16 protein-coding genes and 1 pseudogene are annotated in these 15988 nt (G+C 70.9%); 8 read left to right on the forward strand and 9 right to left on the reverse strand.

Annotated features, from left to right (window positions below; all coding sequences use genetic code 11):
- Positions 1 to 52 precede the first annotated feature (52 nt).
- Complete coding sequence (locus OH768_RS37240) at positions 53 to 445, reverse strand: MazG-like family protein (RefSeq protein WP_406460417.1); 393 nt, start codon at positions 443 to 445, stop codon at positions 53 to 55.
- A 23-nt stretch (positions 446 to 468) separates the two neighbouring features.
- Positions 469 to 1014 (reverse strand): DoxX family protein, encoded by a 546-nt coding sequence (locus OH768_RS37245; RefSeq protein WP_406460419.1) that lies wholly within the window; start codon positions 1012 to 1014, stop codon positions 469 to 471.
- Between the two features lie 144 nt (positions 1015 to 1158).
- Here OH768_RS37245 and OH768_RS37250 point away from each other — a divergent pair, with 144 nt between their 5' ends.
- Genes OH768_RS37250 through OH768_RS37260 form a run of 3 tightly spaced genes read left to right on the forward strand, consistent with a single transcriptional unit; the run spans position 1159 to position 2714 of the window.
- Entirely contained in the window at positions 1159 to 1485 is a 327-nt protein-coding gene (locus OH768_RS37250; protein ID WP_262057877.1) for a nuclear transport factor 2 family protein, read from the forward strand.
- A 54-nt stretch (positions 1486 to 1539) separates the two neighbouring features.
- Entirely contained in the window at positions 1540 to 2529 is a 990-nt protein-coding gene (locus OH768_RS37255) for an aldo/keto reductase (RefSeq protein WP_406460421.1), read from the forward strand.
- Positions 2530 to 2564: 35 nt separating this feature from the next.
- On the forward strand, positions 2565 to 2714 hold the full coding sequence (locus OH768_RS37260; RefSeq protein ID WP_406460423.1) for a hypothetical protein: 150 nt from the start codon (positions 2565 to 2567) through the stop codon (positions 2712 to 2714).
- 31 nt (positions 2715 to 2745) lie between these two features.
- Here OH768_RS37260 and OH768_RS37265 read toward each other — a convergent pair whose 3' ends face one another.
- Together OH768_RS37265 and OH768_RS37270 are read right to left on the reverse strand one after the other, a co-directional pair.
- Positions 2746 to 3477, reverse strand: coding sequence for an ABC transporter ATP-binding protein (locus OH768_RS37265; protein ID WP_406460425.1), 732 nt, complete (start codon positions 3475 to 3477; stop codon positions 2746 to 2748).
- A 101-nt stretch (positions 3478 to 3578) separates the two neighbouring features.
- Positions 3579 to 5054, reverse strand: coding sequence for an ABC transporter permease (locus tag OH768_RS37270; protein ID WP_406460427.1), 1476 nt, complete (start codon positions 5052 to 5054; stop codon positions 3579 to 3581).
- A 273-nt stretch (positions 5055 to 5327) separates the two neighbouring features.
- Between OH768_RS37270 and OH768_RS37275 the strand changes: the two genes are divergently transcribed.
- Positions 5328 to 6509 (forward strand): D-alanyl-D-alanine carboxypeptidase family protein, encoded by a 1182-nt coding sequence (locus OH768_RS37275; protein WP_406460429.1) that lies wholly within the window; start codon positions 5328 to 5330, stop codon positions 6507 to 6509.
- A gap of 223 nt (positions 6510 to 6732) precedes the next feature.
- Here the strand turns inward: OH768_RS37275 and OH768_RS37280 are convergent.
- A pseudogene (locus OH768_RS37280) lies at positions 6733 to 7111 on the reverse strand (SDR family oxidoreductase); the annotation flags it as partial.
- Between the two features lie 167 nt (positions 7112 to 7278).
- A complete protein-coding gene (locus OH768_RS37285) occupies positions 7279 to 8301 on the reverse strand; it encodes a Gfo/Idh/MocA family protein (protein WP_406460431.1) in 1023 nt (340 codons plus the stop codon).
- Positions 8302 to 8388: 87 nt separating this feature from the next.
- On the opposite strand from OH768_RS37285, the gene OH768_RS37290 reads away from it, so the two are divergent.
- The 4 genes from OH768_RS37290 (at position 8389) to OH768_RS37305 (ending at position 12825) form a co-directional block, all read left to right on the forward strand.
- A complete protein-coding gene (locus tag OH768_RS37290; RefSeq protein WP_406460433.1) occupies positions 8389 to 9675 on the forward strand; it encodes a multidrug effflux MFS transporter in 1287 nt (428 codons plus the stop codon).
- Positions 9627 to 10802 (forward strand): serine hydrolase domain-containing protein, encoded by a 1176-nt coding sequence (locus OH768_RS37295; RefSeq protein WP_406460435.1) that lies wholly within the window; start codon positions 9627 to 9629, stop codon positions 10800 to 10802. Before OH768_RS37290 ends, OH768_RS37295 begins: the two co-directional genes overlap by 49 nt.
- A gap of 115 nt (positions 10803 to 10917) precedes the next feature.
- Positions 10918 to 11898 carry a small ribosomal subunit Rsm22 family protein gene (locus tag OH768_RS37300; RefSeq protein ID WP_406460437.1) on the forward strand — a complete coding sequence of 327 codons (981 nt, stop codon included), beginning with the start codon at positions 10918 to 10920 and terminating at the stop codon, positions 11896 to 11898.
- Positions 11899 to 12087: 189 nt separating this feature from the next.
- Positions 12088 to 12825, forward strand: coding sequence for a bifunctional DNA primase/polymerase (locus OH768_RS37305; protein WP_406460439.1), 738 nt, complete (start codon positions 12088 to 12090; stop codon positions 12823 to 12825).
- Positions 12826 to 12870: 45 nt separating this feature from the next.
- Here OH768_RS37305 and OH768_RS37310 read toward each other — a convergent pair whose 3' ends face one another.
- The 3 genes from OH768_RS37310 to efeB are packed head-to-tail and all read right to left on the reverse strand — an operon-like array spanning position 12871 to position 15982.
- Entirely contained in the window at positions 12871 to 13860 is a 990-nt protein-coding gene (locus OH768_RS37310; protein WP_406460441.1) for a hypothetical protein, read from the reverse strand.
- A complete protein-coding gene (gene efeU / locus OH768_RS37315) occupies positions 13820 to 14692 on the reverse strand; it encodes an iron uptake transporter permease EfeU (protein WP_406460443.1) in 873 nt (290 codons plus the stop codon). The genes OH768_RS37310 and efeU overlap by 41 nt, the downstream gene beginning before the upstream one ends.
- Positions 14693 to 14695: 3 nt before the next feature.
- Positions 14696 to 15982, reverse strand: coding sequence for an iron uptake transporter deferrochelatase/peroxidase subunit (gene efeB / locus OH768_RS37320; RefSeq protein WP_406460444.1), 1287 nt, complete (start codon positions 15980 to 15982; stop codon positions 14696 to 14698).
- Positions 15983 to 15988 lie beyond the last annotated feature (6 nt).

Genomic DNA, 15988 nt, shown 5'->3' on the forward strand with positions numbered 1-15988 from the left:
TGCGTAGTCCTGCACGGGGACCCCTTCGTCGGCTCGGTGTCGACGAGAAGGCTCAGCGGATCTCACCAACTCCGCGCGGCGCGGGCAGGTCCTGAGGGTGAACAACGGCGGACGGGCCGAGAGAGCGTTCCGTGACCCGGGCCAGGTGACGGGTGAAGACCTCCTGCGTGTCGGGGGTCAGCGTGCGCAGCGCGATCAGCGCGGTGATCACGACGTCGCACAGTTCGGCCTGCACGTCGTCCCAGGTGTGGGTGACGCCCTTGCGCGGGTTCTGGCCGGTCACCCCGATCACCGCCTCGGAGACCTCGCCGACCTCCTCGGACAGCTTCAGGATGCGGAGGAGGAGCCCCTCCCGGCCGTCGAGGGGACGGTTCGTGTCCACCCAGGTCCACAGGCTGTCGATGCCGTCCCAGAGGCCGGCCGGCTGGTCCTTCTGATCACTCATGGACCCAGCCTGCCATCAGGTCCCTACTCGTCGAACAGCGTCTCCTGCTCGAACTCCGCCGCCTCCCGCACCCGCCGGTTGCGCAGGCCCACCACCACGGCCGTCGCCGCCCCGGTCACCGCGAGCGCCGCCGGGACCATCCAGCCCCGGTTCACCGCGTGGCCGAGCGCGTGGTCCAGGGAGAGACGGCCCGGGCCCGTGATCGCGAGACCGGCCGCGGTCAGGGCGAGGGAGGCCGCGTACTCGTAGCCGCCGCCCACCGCGAAGAAGCCGTTGGGCGCGTGCACGGCGGTCGCGCCCGCCATCGCACCGGCCGCCGCGGCGCCCGCCGCCGGGGTCGCCAGACCCAGCGCGAGCAGGGCGCCGCCGCCCGCCTCGGCGAGGCCCGCCATCGTGGCGCTCTGTCTGCCGGGGGAGTAGCCCATCGCCTCCATGGCCGCGCCGGTGCCCTCGATCCCGCCGCCGCCGAACCAGCCGAACAGCTTCTGCGAACCGTGCGCGGCCAGCACACCGCCGGTACCCAGCCGGAGCAGCAGCAGGCCCAGATCTTGTCGGTCGAAACAGGTCACGGTGACTCCCTGGACGGACGGCGGGGACGGGCCCCTGCGGTGCCCCCCGACGTCTCTCCACCGTCGCACCTCCGACCCCCGGCGGGCCTGCGCAGACCGCCGTTCGGGTGGCGGCCCCCGGGGAACGGTGTGAGTCTGGCCGGCATGACGATTCAGCCAGCCAAACTCAGTGATCCGGCCGTCCGGGCCTTCGTCAGCGCCGTCAACGCCCATGACCGCGACGCCTTCCTGGCGCTCCTCGCGCCCGGCGCGACGATGGCGGACGACGGCTCCGACCGTGACCTCGCCGAGTGGATCGACCGGGAGATCTTCTCCTCCCACGGCCACATGGAGGTCGACCGCGAGTCGAACGGCGGCCGGGCCCTGGTCGCCCGCTACTCCAACGACGCGTGGGGCGAGATGCGCACCCGGTGGAGTTTCACGGTCGGCGAGGACGGCAGGATCGCCCGCTTCGAGACCGGGCAGGCCTGACCGACGTAAAAACCCTTGCCTTGGTGTGCACTCCAACTCCTAGTGTCCGCAGGCATGGAGACGTACAGCAGGACTCTCGGACGCACCGGTATCGGCGTGAGCGCTCTCGGCTTCGGCTGCTGGGCCATCGGCGGGGAGTGGCAGGACGCGAGCGGGCAGCCGCTGGGCTGGGGCAAGGTCGACGACGAGGAGTCCGTACGGGCGGTCCGGCGCGCCCTCGACCTGGGGGTCACCTTCTTCGACACCGCCGACACCTACGGCGCCGGGCACAGCGAACGCGTCCTCGGCCGCGCGCTCGGCAAGCGCCGGGACGACGTGGTCCTCGCCACCAAGTGGGGCAACGTCTTCGACGAGGACACCCGCACCCTCACGGGCTCCGACGACTCCCCGGAGTACGCCCGCCGAGCCCTCACCGCGTCGCTGGCACGGCTCGGCACCGACCACATCGACCTCTACCAACTGCACCTGTCCGACGCCGACTTGGAGCACGCCGCCCAACTCCGCGACCAGTGCGAGGAGTTCGTGCGGGAGGGGCTGATCCGGGCCTACGCCTGGAGCACCGACGACCCCGCGCGCGCAGCCGTGTTCGCCGAGGGGGAGCACTGTGCGGCCGTGCAGCACGCGGCGAACGTGTTCCAGGACGCGCCCGAAATGTTCGCGCTGTGCGAGGAGTTGGGGCTCGCCAGCATCAACCGCAGCCCGCTGGCCATGGGGCTGCTCACCGGCAAGCAGGCCGCCGGGCGGACCCTGGAGGCCGGCGACATCCGCAACACCCCGCCCGCCTGGATGCAGGGCTTCAAGCAGGGCGCCGGCGCCGACGAGGACTGGGTCGCCCGGGTCGACGCCCTGCGCGAGATCCTCACCTCCGAGGGCCGTACGTCCGCACAGGGTGCCCTCGCCTGGCTGTGGGCGCGCAGCCCGCGCACCGTCCCGATCCCGGGCTTCCGCTCGGTCGCGCAGGCCGAGCAGAACGCGGGCGCGATCGCGAAGGGGCCGCTCACCGCCGGGCAGTTGGCGGAGGTCGAGCGGGTGCTCGGACGGTGAGCGGTCGACGGGGCCGCGTCAGGGGGCGGTAGTACTTGGGCCGTGGGCCCGCGCGGTCCCGGGGCGGTTCCCGGTCCGCGGGTTTCCGCGCGGCCCCGCATGTCGAGCAGAACGCGGGCGCGATCGCGAAGGGGCCGCTCACCGCCGGGCAGTTGGCCGGGGTCGACCAGGTGCTCGGTAGGTGAACGGCCCCGACGGGACCAACAGGCGGGCTCACTAACCCTGGTTGCCGTGTTGTGCGTACTGCTGCTGCGGGGTGAACCGGCCGCCCCGGCCCTGCTCGGTCAGGGTGATCTGGCCGGCCTTGATGTTGGCCAGGCGCGGGGCGCGGCGGGCGATCGACGAGTCGTGGGTGACCATGATGAAGGTCAGCCCGTACTCGTGCCAGAGGCCTTCGAGCAGGCCCATGATGTCGTCGCGGGTGCCCTCGTCGAGGTTGCCGGTGGGCTCGTCGGCGAGCAGCACCTTCGGCTTCTTGACCAGTGCGCGGGCGATCGCGACGCGCTGCTGCTGGCCGCCGGAGAGCTCGGAGGGGGCGTGCTTGAGGCGGTCGCCGAGGCCGACCGAGGTCAGCGCCTCGGCGGCCCGCTCGCGCCGCTCGGTCGGCTTGACGCCGAGCGGGACCAGGGCCGTCTCGACGTTCTCCTGCGCGGTGAGTGTCGGGATGAGGTTGAAGGACTGGAAGATGATGCCGATCTTCTCGGCCCGCAGCCGGGTCAGCTTGGCCTCGCTGATGGTGGCGAGGTTGACGCCGTCCAGCTCGACACTGCCCTCGGTGGGGCGGTCCAGGCCGCCGATCATCTGCAGCAGCGTCGACTTGCCGCCGCCGGTGGGGCCCTGGATGACGAGCTGGTCGCCGTCCTCGATCGTCAGATCGACGCCGCGCAGCGCCTCGACCGTCTCCTTGCCCCGCGTGTAGCGCTTGGTGACGCCGGTGAGCTTGTACATGGGATCTCCGTCTGAACGTCCGTGAAGAAGAAGAGAGTTGGGGCGCCGTCTCCCGGGGGGAGTGGAGGCGGCGCCCCGGATCAGGGGTCGCGACCGAGCGACTACGACACGCTGCGCAGGGCGTCCGCCGGGCGCATCCGGGAGGCGCGCCAGCCGCCCATCGCGCCGGCGATCAGACCGCCGGTGACGGCGAGGCCGACCGCGAGGGCGATCGTGGTGAGCGAGACCGGCGCGTTGAGGGCGATCTCCAGGGTGTTCTGGGTGGCCTGCTGGCCGGGGCCGCCGCCCTGACCGCCGCCGGGGCCGCCCTGGCCGCCGCCGGTGGAGCCGAGCTGCGCGGTCAGCTTGGGGCTGATCGCGGTGACCGTGTAGGCCGCCGCGAGGCCCAGCGCGATACCGAGACCGCCGCCGATCAGACCGTTGACCATGGACTCGCCAACGACCTGACGGGTCACCTTGCGGCTCGGCCAGCCGAGCGCCTTCAGGGTGCCGAACTCACGCACCCGGCGGGACACGGCGGAGGAGGTGAGCAGCGCGGCCACCAGGAACGCGGCGATCAGCACCGCGATGGACAGCCACTTGCCGACGCTGGTCGCCAGGTTGGAGGCGGTGGACAGCGAGCCGGAGACGGTGGACGCGAGATCGGCGGAGGTGGTGACCGTCGTACCCGAGATGTTCTTCTGGATCGTCGTCTTGACGGCCGAGATCTGCTTGGAGTCGGTCGCCTTGACGTAGATCGTGGTGACCTTGTTCTTCGAGTCGCCCAGCGTCTGCGCCTGCTTCAGCGGCACGTACACGTCGATCGTGGACTCGCTGCTGTTGGGCGTCGCGATGCCGATGACCGTGAACTTGGTGCTGGAGATCTTGAAGGTCGAACCGACCTTGTACTTCTTCGTCTTGGCGTACGACTTGCTGACGACGGCGACCTTCGCGTTGGTCTGCGCGGTCGTGAACGTCTTGCCGGTGGTGATCTTCGACGTGGACAGCGGGCCGAGCGTCTGGTTGGTGACGTCGATGCCCGCGACCGAGTACGAGTTCACGTTGAAGTTGGCGCCGCCGCCCTGGACCTGCGGTGCAGCGGTGCTGCCTGTGCCGCTGCCGCCGCCGGGGCCGCCCTGCTGCGAACCGGAGGAGGAGCCGGAGGTGGTGGAGGACTTCGCCTTGCCCTGGGTGAAGGAGCCGTCGACCTTGGTGACGTTGAGCGTGAGCGCGCCGACCGCGGCGGACACGCCCTTCTGCGAGCCGACCTTGGTGACCAGGGAGGACGCGAGGGCCTGACCACCCTGCGTATTCACGCGGTCAGAGCTCTGCGAGCTGCCGCTGGAGGAGGTGGCGCCGAACTTGAAGCTGGGACCCTGTGAGCTGCCGGCCTTGGGGGCCGACTGCGCCTTGGTCACGGTCATGTCAGTTCCGAGACCGTAAAGAGACTTGAGGACCTTGTCCTGAGCCTGATTCATGCCGGCCGACACCGAGTTGACGGTGATGACCAGCGCGATACCGAGCGCCAGACCCATGGCGATGACCAGGGCCGCCTTCTTGCGCCGGCTCAGCTCGCGCTTGAGATAGATGCCAAACATCCCATTCCCCAAAGGTTCTTGGCGCCCGCTGTGGGCGCGGCCACAAACTATGGAGAAACCTTTGAGTCGACCTGAGTGCAGGATGTGTCTGGCCTGAGAAAAAAGCGCCCGAAATCAGAATTGCGTCAGACAGCTCATTCCTAAGCTGCGGAGGGCGTCCTGCCAGGAAACACCAGTTCAATGACCTGTTGGTATGGGGTCCCGCGCCTTCCTTCCGGCGTCTTTCGCCACCCCGCCGTGAACCGCCCCGGTCCGATTTTGTACGGTCCCCGGATGCGCGATTCCTCTCGGCTCACCCGGCGTGCCGCTCTCGGTCTGACCGCCGCCGCCCTTCCCGTGGCAGCGGCCACTCCAGCGTCCGCGGCGACAGTGATAGGCGGTGAGCGTCTGGCCCGCGACGGGATCCAGACGAGTGGTGCCACCGGTCTGCCCAAGAAGCTCACCGCCCGTTCCTGGCTCGTCGCCGACCACAAGACCGGTGAGGTGCTCGCCTCCTACCGCGCACACCAGCGCCTCGCGCCAGCGTCCACGCTGAAGATGCTGTTCGCCGACACCGTGCTGGGGAAGTTCGAGCGGACCCTGACCTACCGGGTCACCGACGCCGACCTCGCCGACGTCCCCTCCGGCTCCAGCATGGTCGGCGTCAAGCCCGGCATCACCTACACCGTCCACCAGCTGTGGCAGGGCGTCTTCCTTCGCTCCGGCAACGACGCCGTGCATGTGCTGTCCCACATGAACGGGGGGATCGCCAGGACGGTCGCCGAGATGCAGGCCAAGGCGAAGGACCTCCAGGCCCTGGACACCCATGTGGTGAGCCCGGACGGCTTCGACCACCCCGGGCAGGTCTCGTCGGCGTACGACCTCACCCTCTTCGCCCGGCACGGCCTGCACGACGACGACTTCGGCGCCTACTGCTCCACCAGGACCGCGAACTTCCCGGCCGGCGGCAAGAAGACCTTCCAGATCCAGAACACCGACCGCCTGCTCACCGGCGCCTACGGACTGCGCCCGTACAAGGGCATGATCGGCGTCAAGAACGGTTACACCAGCCACGCCGGAAACACCTTCACCGGCGCCGCCACCCGCGACGGCCGCACCCTCCTGGTCACCGTGATGCACCCGGCCAACGGCGGCAACGAGGTCTACAAGGAGACCGAGGCACTGCTCGACTGGGGCTTCGGCAAAGGGAGTTCGGCCCGGGCGGTGGGCACGCTGGTCGAGCCGCTGAGCGAGGGCGGGGCGACCGCGAGCCCCGCACCGTCGGGGAAGGGCGCCAAGGGGGCTCCGGGGGCCACGGGCGCGTCGGCCTCGTCGTCGGACGGCGGTGCCTCGCCCTGGCGGTTGCTGGAGGGAGCGGCCGGAACGGTGGTCCTGCTCGCGGGCGGCACGTTCGCGCTGCGCAGGCGGCGGGCGGCCGTAGCGGCGGCCAAGGCCGAAGAGAACCAGGGGAGTTGAATCAATTACGCGACAGCCGTTCCACCGCCCGGTGTGAAACCTCGCGGTCCCACGCGAGGCCCACCCCCACCCGGGCGGTGGAACGACTGTCGCCTCCCCCCTCGGGTGTGGTCTGTGGAAGCTCAGTGCCCCAAGTGTGAAGCTTTGGTGGAGAAGAGTTGAGCATAAGTCAGTAACCGGGCGCAATGGTACGGACGGTCAAATTCCGTTTGTGCAACTTGCCTCAGCCACGGCCCACATACGGCATAGAGGTCGCCAACACCGTCGCGAACTGCACATTCGCCGCCAACGGCGGCTCCGCCATGTGCCGCACCGTGCGCGCCACATCCGCGACATCCATCACCGGTTCCGGGGCTACCACCCCGTTGGCCTGCAGCGCCCCGCTCTCCATCCGCCGCGTCATGTCCGTCGCCGCGTTCCCGATGTCGATCTGCCCGACCGCGATCGAGAGTGGGGGAGATTTGGTGGCCCGGTCAGCGCGTGCTTGGTCGCGGTGTAGGCCACGGAGTGCGGCCGGGGCGTGTGTGCCGCACACAGGAACGCCCCAGATTGGTGTCCACAACCTGCCGCCACGCGTCGTACGGCAGTTCCTCCACCGGCACCAACCGGGTACAGGCCCATGTCAATCAGCCCGTCCGGCGTTTGAGGACGAGGCCCGTTCAGGGCCGGGGGGCACAGCCCCCAGGGCGTCGGCACCGACACCCCGCGCCGGTCACCACGGCGATCCTCGACTGCTCAGCGTTCATGGACCGCAGGCTACGAGCCGGCGTCAGCCCTCCTGCGGGTACCGCACCCCGATCCGCTCCCGCACCGCGTCCAGCGTGCGCATCACCGCGAGGGTGCCCTCCAGCGGCACCAGCGGTGACTCGGTCTCACCGGCCCGCAGCGCCCGCATCACCTCGGCCGCCTCGTGCCGCAGTGTGTTGCGCGGCCCGTCGGCCGGGTCGAGGACGAACTCCTCGGGGTCGCGGCCGTCCCGGTGCAGCACGAACCGCTCCGGGTGGAAGAAGCCGTCCGGGATGTCGATCCGGCCCAGCGATCCGGTCACCGACGCGGAGGTCCCCGTACCGCCGACGATCGAGCAGTGCAGCGACGCCAGCGCGCCGCTGTCCCAGGAGAACAGGGCCGCCGTCTGCAGATCGGCGCCCTCGGCGGACAGCACGGCCGACGCCTTGATGTCGGCGGGCTCACCGAGCAGCAGGTGCGCGAACGACACCGGGTACACCCCGAGGTCCAGCAGCGCGCCGCCGCCCTGCGCCGGGTCCCGCAGCCGGTGCGAGGGCCGGAAGGGCCCCGCGAGCCCGAAGTCGGCCTGGACGGTACGCACTTCACCGATCGCACCGTTGTCGACGAGGGCCTTCAGCCGCCGTACCAGCGGATTGCAGTACATCCACATGGCCTCCATCAGGAAGCTGCCGCGCGCCCTCGCCAGTTCCACGAGCTCCGTGGCCTCACGGGAGTTGAGGGTGAAGGCCTTCTCGACGAGCACGTTCCGTCCGGCCTCCAGACAGAGACCGGCCGCCGCGCGGTGCGCCGAGTGCGGGGTGGCGACGTAGACGACATCGATGTCCCCGTCCTCCGCCAGCGCGGCCCAGTCGCCGTAGGCCCGCTCGATCCCGAACCGTTCCGCGAACGCCTTCGCCGACTCCTCCGTCCGCGAGGCCACCGCGACCACCTCGGCGTCCGGCCCCGCGGCGGAGCCGCTATCGGATGCTTCGATCAGCGCCGCCGTGAACGCGGCGGCGATCCCGCCGGTCGCCAGGATCCCCCAGCGCACCTTCTCTTCCGTCATCGCGGCCCCACCCTCGTTCACCAGTACCTCGGCACCCTGTACGAGCTGAGAGCATAGGTGGCGGATCAGCCAGGGAGGGAGGGGCACATGCCCGAGCAGAAGGCGCAGGCGCAGGCCGCGCCGCAGTCCGTCGTACCGTCGTCGATCGAGGCGACCCGCCGCGCGGGCCTCCTCGTCATCCTCATCCTCGGCGGCCTCACCGCGACACCCCCGCTGTCGATGGACATGTACCTCCCCGCGCTCCCGGCGGTCACCCGCGCCCTGCACGCCCCCGCAGCGACCGTGCAGCTCACCCTCACCGCGTGCCTCGCCGGCATGGCGCTGGGGCAGCTGGTGGTCGGCCCGATGAGCGACAGATGGGGCCGCAGACGCCCGCTGCTGACCGGCCTCGCCGTCTACGTCGTGGCGACCGCCCTGTGCGCGTTCGCGCCGAACGTGGAGTTCCTGGTCGCCTTCCGCCTGCTCCAGGGCCTCGCGGGCGCGGCCGGAATAGTGATCGCACGAGCCGTCGTACGAGACCTCTACGACGGTGTGGCCATGGCCCGCTTCTTCTCCACCCTCATGCTGGTCTCCGGGGTCGCCCCGATCGTCGCGCCGCTCGTCGGCGGCCAGATCCTGCGGGTGACGGACTGGCGGGGCGTGTTCGTCATCCTGACCTTGGTCGGGGCGGCCCTCGCGGTCCTCGTCTGGACCCGCCTCCCCGAGACCCTCGCACCCGCCGACCGGCACGTCGGCGGCACCGGCGAGGCCCTGCGCTCCATGCGCCGCCTCCTCGCCGACCTCCCCTTCACCGGCTACATGCTCACCGGCGGCTTCGCCTTCGCCGCCCTGTTCGCCTACATCTCCGCCTCCCCCTTCGTCGTCCAGGAGATCTACGGCGCCTCCCCGCAGACCTTCAGCCTGCTGTTCGGCGTCAACTCGGTCGGCCTGGTCGCGGTCGGCCAGATCAACGGCAAGCTGCTGGTCGGCCGGGTCTCCATGGACAAGGTGCTGGGCGCGGGCCTGGCGGTGGTGGTGCTGGCCGCGACGGCGTTGCTGCTGATGGCGACGGGCGTGTTCGGAGAGGTGGGGCTGGCCCCGGTGGCCACCGCCCTCTTCGTCCTCATGTCGGCGATGGGCGTGACCCTCCCCAATGCCCAGACCCTCGCCCTCATGCGCACCAAGCACTCCGCGGGCTCCGCCTCCGCGCTGCTGGGCACCTCCTCCTTCCTCATCGGAGCCGTGGCCTCCCCGCTCGTCGGCATCGCGGGCGAACACACCGCCGTACCCATGGCCGTCGTCCAACTGGTGGCCGCACTGGTGGCGGTGGCCTGCTTCGTGGGAATGTGCCGTCCCTGGAACACCCGTACGACCGCGGAGGGAGTGGGGAGCTGAGCGCCCCGAGACTGCGCAGCGACACACCGGAACGGGCGGGCCTCGACCCCGGGGAACTCCGTCACCTGATCCGGGAGGTCCACGACCTCACCACCGGCGACCGCCCCTGGGCGGCCGGCACCGTCGTGGTCGCCGGCCGCGGCCCGGTGATCGCCGTGGAGGAGGCGGCGGGCTGGGCCGTACGGTATTCGGCCTACGACCCCGAGACCGACCGGGGCGTCGACCTGCCACCGGCATCCCGTGTCCCGACGACGGTCGACACCCCCTTCGACCTGGCCTCCCTCACCAAACTCTTCACGTCCGTCGCCGCGATGCAGCAGATCGAGCGGGGCACCCTGGGCATCGACGCCCGCGTCGGCGCCTACCTCCCGGACTTCCGCGCCGCCGCCCGCCACGACATCACCGTCCGCCAGCTCCTCACCCACACCTCCGGCCTGCGCCCCGAACTCCCGCTGTACGACTGCGCGGACGACGCGGAACGGCTGGCGATGCTCCGGGAGGAGGCGCCGGCAGGGGAGCCGGGCACGTATGTGTACTCCGACCTGAACCTCCTCCTGCTCCAGTTCGTCCTGGAACGCGTCAGCGGGCGCACCCTCGACGTCCTGGTCCACGACGGCATCACCCGCCCCCTGGGCATGACCTCCACCGACTTCGGCCCCTGCCCCGGCGCGGCGGCCACCGAGGACCAACGCCGACCGTGGGCCAAGGCGGACCGGGGAATGCTGCGGGGCGTCGTCCACGACGAGAACGCCTGGGCACTGGGCGGCGTGGCCGGCCACGCGGGCCTCTTCTCCACCGGCCGCGACCTGGCCGTCTTCTGCCGCACGCTGCTGGCAGGGGGTTCCTACGGCCCCGCCCGCATCCTCGGCGCGGACTTCGTGGAGTTGTTGCTGACCCCGCCGGGGCTCGGCTTCGGGGTCGATCAGGCCTGGTACATGGGGGAGTTGGCGGGACGCGGGGCGGTGGGGCACACGGGGTTCACGGGGACGTCACTGGTGCTGGACCCGGCGACGGACACGTTCCTGGTGCTGCTGGCGAACACGGTGCACCCGCGGAGGAGGGGGCCGGACAGCGGGCCGCGGGCGGCGGCGGGGACGCGGGTGGCACGGGCGGTGCGGGGTTTTTAGACGGTCACTTCTTGACCGACAGTAAACGGGCGGTGGGTGGGCACAGGTCCCGGGGGTCTGGGGGCGGAGCCCCCAGGGACGGCGGCACTCACCCCGGGCCACTTAGAATCGGCGGGTGAACGACCCCGTGACCCCGGCCGAAACCCTCCGTACCGCTCTCGCCGCGCTGCTCGGCGGGCTTCCGCCCAGGCAGGCCGCCGGTGCCGTGGAACGCCTGATCGGCAAGTACCGCGGGGCCACCCCGACCGACGCCCCGATCTTCAGGGACCGCGCGGATGTCGTCGCCTACGCCGCCTACCGGATGCCGGCGACCTTCGAAGCCGTACGCTCCGCGCTGGACGCGTTCGCCGACGCCGTACCCGGCTGGACTCCGCGGGGACACACGGACGTCGGCGGCGGCACCGGCGCCGCGACCTGGGCCGTCACCGCGACCTGGTCCGGCGACCGCCCGGTGACCGTACTCGACTGGGCCGAACCCGCACTCACGCTGGGGAAGGAGATCGCCGCCGCCAACCCCGGCCTGCGGAACGCCAGTTGGCGGCAGGCTCGCATCGGCTCGGCGCTCACCCTCGACGCCACCGACCTCGTCACCGTCTCCTACGTCCTCAACGAACTCACCGTCCCCGACCGCGCCGCCCTCGTCGACGCCGCCGCGTCCGCCGCCCAGGCCGTGGTGATCGTCGAGGCCGGCACCCCCGACGGCTACGCCCGCGTCATCGAGGCCCGGGACCGGCTGATCGGCGCCGGGTTCCGCATCGCCGCCCCCTGCCCGCACAGCGCCGCCTGCCCGATCGTCCCCGGTGAGGACTGGTGCCACTTCTCGGCCCGGGTCAGCCGCTCCTCCCTGCACCGGCAGGTGAAGGGCGGTTCCCTGCCGTACGAGGACGAGAAGTTCAGCTACGTCGCCGCCACCCGCCTGCCCGTCGAACCCGCCCCCGCCCGGGTCGTACGCCGTCCGCAGATCCGCAAGGGCCAGGTGCTCCTCGACCTCTGCGAGAGCGACGAGCAGCTGCGCCGGACGACGGTCACCAAACGCCACGGCGACCTGTACAAGGCGGCGCGGGACGCGAACTGGGGGGACCCCTGGCCGTCGTAGGCCTGAAGGTCGTAAATCCTGGCAAATCGTGCGATAGGCGGTGATCCGGGTCTCGGTGTGTCTCGTCCCACCTACCCCGCATGTGGGGTACCGCCTCCCGGGGCGCAGGATGGTGCGACGATGGGGGAAGTTCTCCGTGCAACAACAGGACGAGAACAGCAGGGCGACAACAGCGGGGCGAGGAGATAGATGAGCGCGACGTTCGGTGGCCGGACCGGTCGGCAGGGCAGACTCTCCTCGTGGCTGCGCGGACGCCGCCCGCAGGAGGAGGCCGCCGACGGCAGCGGGCGCGAGGCGCTGCTGCTCGCCGCCGCCGGAGCGGGACTGCCGCTCGCCCCCGCCGCGCACCCGGCCCCGGGCTATCGATGTTCGTGCGACCGTGTGGGCTGCCCCACACCCGCCCGGCACCCGGTGTCCTTCGCCTGGCAGACGCAGTCCACGACCGACCGCGCGCAGATCGAGCGCTGGGCCCGCCACCAGCCGCAGGCCAACTTCATCACCGCGACCGGCATGGTCAACGACGTCCTCGACGTCCCCCTGGAGGCCGGGCACGAGGCGCTGGAGCGGCTGCTCGCCGCAGGCATCGAGGTCGGGCCCGTCGCCGCGAGCGACGACGGCCGGCTACTCTTCTTCACCCTCACCCGCGGCACTCCCGAGGACGAGGACGAGTGGTGGCCGTGCGAACTGGACTGCCACCCCGAGACGATGGACGAACACCCGGGGCTGCGCTGGCACTGCCGCGGGTCCTACGTCCTCGTACCTCCGGCCCAACTGCCCGGTGAGAACCAGTCCGTTCACTGGGTACGCGGCCCCGAGCATCCGCTGCCCGACCCGCTGACCCTCCTCGAAACCCTCACGGACGCCTGCGCCCGCCACGCCGGCCAGGAGCCCGATCACGCGAACGCGGCCTGGCCGCTGGGCCGTTGACCGCCGGGGCTTGCTGACCGCCAGGGTTTTCGACCGCCCGATCCGTCAGCCGCCCTGCGCGGAGGTCAGCCCCTCGATCCGGCCCAGCACCGACACCCTGCCGCCCCGCTTCGGGTCCAACGCCACCTGGTTGGACACGAGTTGGAGGGTGAGGGACTGCTGCACGGCGCCCGTCGTCAGCGCCTGCACGTCCTTGTTCTGGGCCGGCACCGAGGTGCCCGTCGCCGCGGTCTCCTTCTGGAAATAGCGCGTCGTGTAGAACACCAGCGCCCCGCCGTCCGCGGTGCGCAGCGCCAGCGGCGCGTAGTCGCCGTTCGTCACCGGTTCGTCGAGGAACTGGACGGCCAGACCGGGCTTGGTGGCCTTCTCGCGGTCCGCGCGCCACGCGCTGGTGTGCGCGCCGTCCGCGAAGTCCGTCCCGCCGCTCTTCAGATATGTCGCATAGCGCTTGCTCAAGTCCCCCGGCGCGACGGCGAGTTCGGCCGAGTTCGTGGGCACGGCCTCGGCCCAGCCGTCCTTGTCGGTCCTGAACTTCGGTACGGCGGTGGGCGCGAGCAGGGTCAGATACGCCACCTGCCACGGCTCGGACAGGTCGTTGCGGGTGAACACCAGCAGCCAGCGGGCGCTGCCGCCCTTGTTGGCTGCGGTGTCGGCGAGGAACCAGCGCGGCCAGCCGGCCTTCTTCGGGATGGTGAACTTCGCGTCCGTCAGCTCCAGCGGGGAGTAACTCGGGTTCCCCGACGGGTAGTTGGTGTGCCCCGCTTTCAGCCGCGCCGCGTCGATGTCACCGAGCGCGCCGGTGACATGGGCGGCGTCCTGGGAGCTGTCGTACGCCTTGTCCGCCGCGTTGTACGCGGTCGTGAACTGCTGGAGCGCCTTGGCGGCCTCGGCGCGCGTGGTGGCCGGGAGGACCTCGCGTTCCCCGTGGACCACCACGCACCCGCTCGCCGTCAGCGACAAAGCGGCCATCGAGGCCGCTGTCAGTACGCGCCGGTCAAGCCTGCGGAGCCTTCGAGGGCTGCGATCCCTGCTCATCAGGTGTCTTCACCTTCCCCTTCCCGGAGGCGAACCCTACCGGGACGAAGAACAGGGTGAGCGTGGGGATCAGGTACAGCAGCCACACCGTGATCTGCAGGACGGTCGGGTCCGGCTGGAAGTTGAAGACGCCCTTGAGGAGGGTGCCGTACCAGCTGTCCGGCGGGATCGTGCCGCTGATGTCGAAGGCCACATTCGTCAGCCCCGGGATCCAGTCGGCCTCCTGGAGGTCGTGGAAGCCGTAGGCCAGCACGCCCGCCGCCACGACGACGAGCATCGCGCCGGTCCAGGTGAAGAACTTGGCGAGGTTGATCTTCAGGGCGCCGCGGTAGAACAGCCAGCCCAGGAACACGGCGGTGGCCAGGCCGAGGCCCACGCCGACCAGCGGGCGCGGGGTGCCGTCGCTCGCCGCGTGCACCGACGCCCACACGAACAGCGCGGTCTCCAGGCCCTCGCGGCCGACGGCGAGGAACGCGGTGGCGACCAGGGCGCCGGTGCCCATCGCGAGGGCCGCGTCCAGCTTGCCGTGCAGCTCGGACTTCAGGTGCCGGGCGGTGCGCCGCATCCAGAACACCATCCACGTCACCAGACCGACCGCGAGGATCGACAGCGAGCCGCCGAGCGCCTCCTGCGCCTCGAACGTCAGCTCCTGGGAGCCGAATTCGAGCGCGCAGCCGAAGCCCATCGCGATGAGGACGGCGACACTGATGCCGATCCAGATCGGCTTCAGCGCGTCCCGCCGGTCCGTCTTGACCAGATAGGCGATCAGAATGCAGACGACGAGGCTGGCCTCCAGCCCTTCGCGCAGACCGATCAGATAGTTGGAGAACACGGTCTACGACTCCTTTGCGTTCTTGGAGAACAGCGTGCTGCCCCACCAGTCGTCCTTGTCACGGACGCCCGGCGGGACGGCGAAGACCGCCGAACCCACGTGCTGGATGTACTCGTTGAGCGCGTCGGTCGCCGACAGCCTGCGCTGCAGCGGGATGAACCCCTTGCGGACGTCGCGCTGGTAGGCCAGGAAGAACAGGCCCGCGTCGAGCCGGCCGAGGCCGTCGGTGCCGTCGGTGAAGGAGTAGCCCCGGCGCAGGATGGTGACCCCGCCGTTGGAGTCGGGGTGCGCGAGCCGGACGTGTGCGTCGGGCTTCATCGCCTTCAGGAAGGGCGCGTCGTGCTCCTTCGCCTTGCCGACCGGCGCGCCCTCGCCCTTGTCCCGGCCGAAGACGTCCTCCTGCTCCTGGAGCGAGGTCCGGTCCCAGGTCTCGATGTTCATCCGGATGCGCCGGGCGACGAGATACGAACCCCCGGTCATCCAGGCCGAGTTCTCGCTGACATCCCCTTCGCCGACCCACACGAACTTCTTCAGCCGGTCCGTCTCGGTGCCCGCGATGTTGCGGGTGCCGTCCTTGAACCCCATGAGATTGCGCGGGGTTTGAGCCCCCGGGGTCGTCGACGAGGTCTTCCCGAAGCCGAGTTGGGACCAGCGGATGGCGACCTTGCCGAAGCCGATCCGGGCCAGGTTGCGGATCGCGTGCACGGCGACCTGCGGATCGTCCGCGCAGGCCTGGACGCAAAGGTCGCCGCCCGTACGGGACTTGTCGAAGTTGTCGCCGGGGAACTGCGGCAGGTCGACGAGCGCTTCGGGGCGGGCGTCCTTGAGCCCGAACTTCTCGAAGAACGACGGCCCGAAGCCGATCGTGAGGGTCAGCCGCGAGGGTTTCAGCCCCAGCGCCTCACCGGTGTCGTCCGGCGGCGCCTCGGCGAGCCCGCCGTAGGCCCCCTCGCCGACCGCGTGTCCGCCGGTCATCCGCCGGGCGGCGGCCGTCCAGTCCTTCAGCATCCGCACGAACTCGGCGCGGTCGTCGGTCTTCACGTCGAACGCGGCGAAGTGCAGCCGGTCCTGCACGGGCGTGGCGATGCCCGCCTGGTTGGCGCCGTGGAAGGCGACCGCGGCACCGGTGTCGGCGCCCGCCGGATCGACGTCCTCACCGACCCGGGTCATCGCGACCGCGCCACCGGCCGCGACGGCACCGAGCGCGAGCCCGGCACCGCCCCAGCCGATCAGCGAACGGCGGGACGGCGAACCGCTCTGCTGGACTTCGCTCTCCTGAACTTCGGTCATTTCAGG

Source organism: Streptomyces sp. NBC_01622, assembly GCF_045209635.1.
In the GTDB taxonomy this organism is placed as follows: Bacteria; Actinomycetota; Actinomycetes; order Streptomycetales; family Streptomycetaceae; genus Streptomyces.

Bases quoted from the DNA above. Each gene is read 5' to 3' on its own strand.
- OH768_RS37240 (WP_406460417.1), bottom strand. From the start codon at position 445: ATGAGTGATCAGAAGGACCAGCCGGCCGGCCTCTGGGACGGCATCGAC.
- OH768_RS37250 (WP_262057877.1), top strand. From the start codon at position 1,159: ATGACGATTCAGCCAGCCAAACTCAGTGATCCGGCCGTCCGGGCCTTC.
- OH768_RS37255 (WP_406460421.1), top strand. From the start codon at position 1,540: ATGGAGACGTACAGCAGGACTCTCGGACGCACCGGTATCGGCGTGAGC.
- OH768_RS37265 (WP_406460425.1), bottom strand. From the start codon at position 3,477: ATGTACAAGCTCACCGGCGTCACCAAGCGCTACACGCGGGGCAAGGAG.
- OH768_RS37270 (WP_406460427.1), bottom strand. From the start codon at position 5,054: ATGTTTGGCATCTATCTCAAGCGCGAGCTGAGCCGGCGCAAGAAGGCG.
- OH768_RS37275 (WP_406460429.1), top strand. From the start codon at position 5,328: ATGCGCGATTCCTCTCGGCTCACCCGGCGTGCCGCTCTCGGTCTGACC.
- OH768_RS37285 (WP_406460431.1), bottom strand. From the start codon at position 8,301: ATGACGGAAGAGAAGGTGCGCTGGGGGATCCTGGCGACCGGCGGGATC.
- OH768_RS37290 (WP_406460433.1), top strand. From the start codon at position 8,389: ATGCCCGAGCAGAAGGCGCAGGCGCAGGCCGCGCCGCAGTCCGTCGTA.
- OH768_RS37305 (WP_406460439.1), top strand. From the start codon at position 12,088: ATGAGCGCGACGTTCGGTGGCCGGACCGGTCGGCAGGGCAGACTCTCC.
- OH768_RS37310 (WP_406460441.1), bottom strand. From the start codon at position 13,860: ATGAGCAGGGATCGCAGCCCTCGAAGGCTCCGCAGGCTTGACCGGCGC.
- efeB (WP_406460444.1), bottom strand. From the start codon at position 15,982: ATGACCGAAGTTCAGGAGAGCGAAGTCCAGCAGAGCGGTTCGCCGTCC.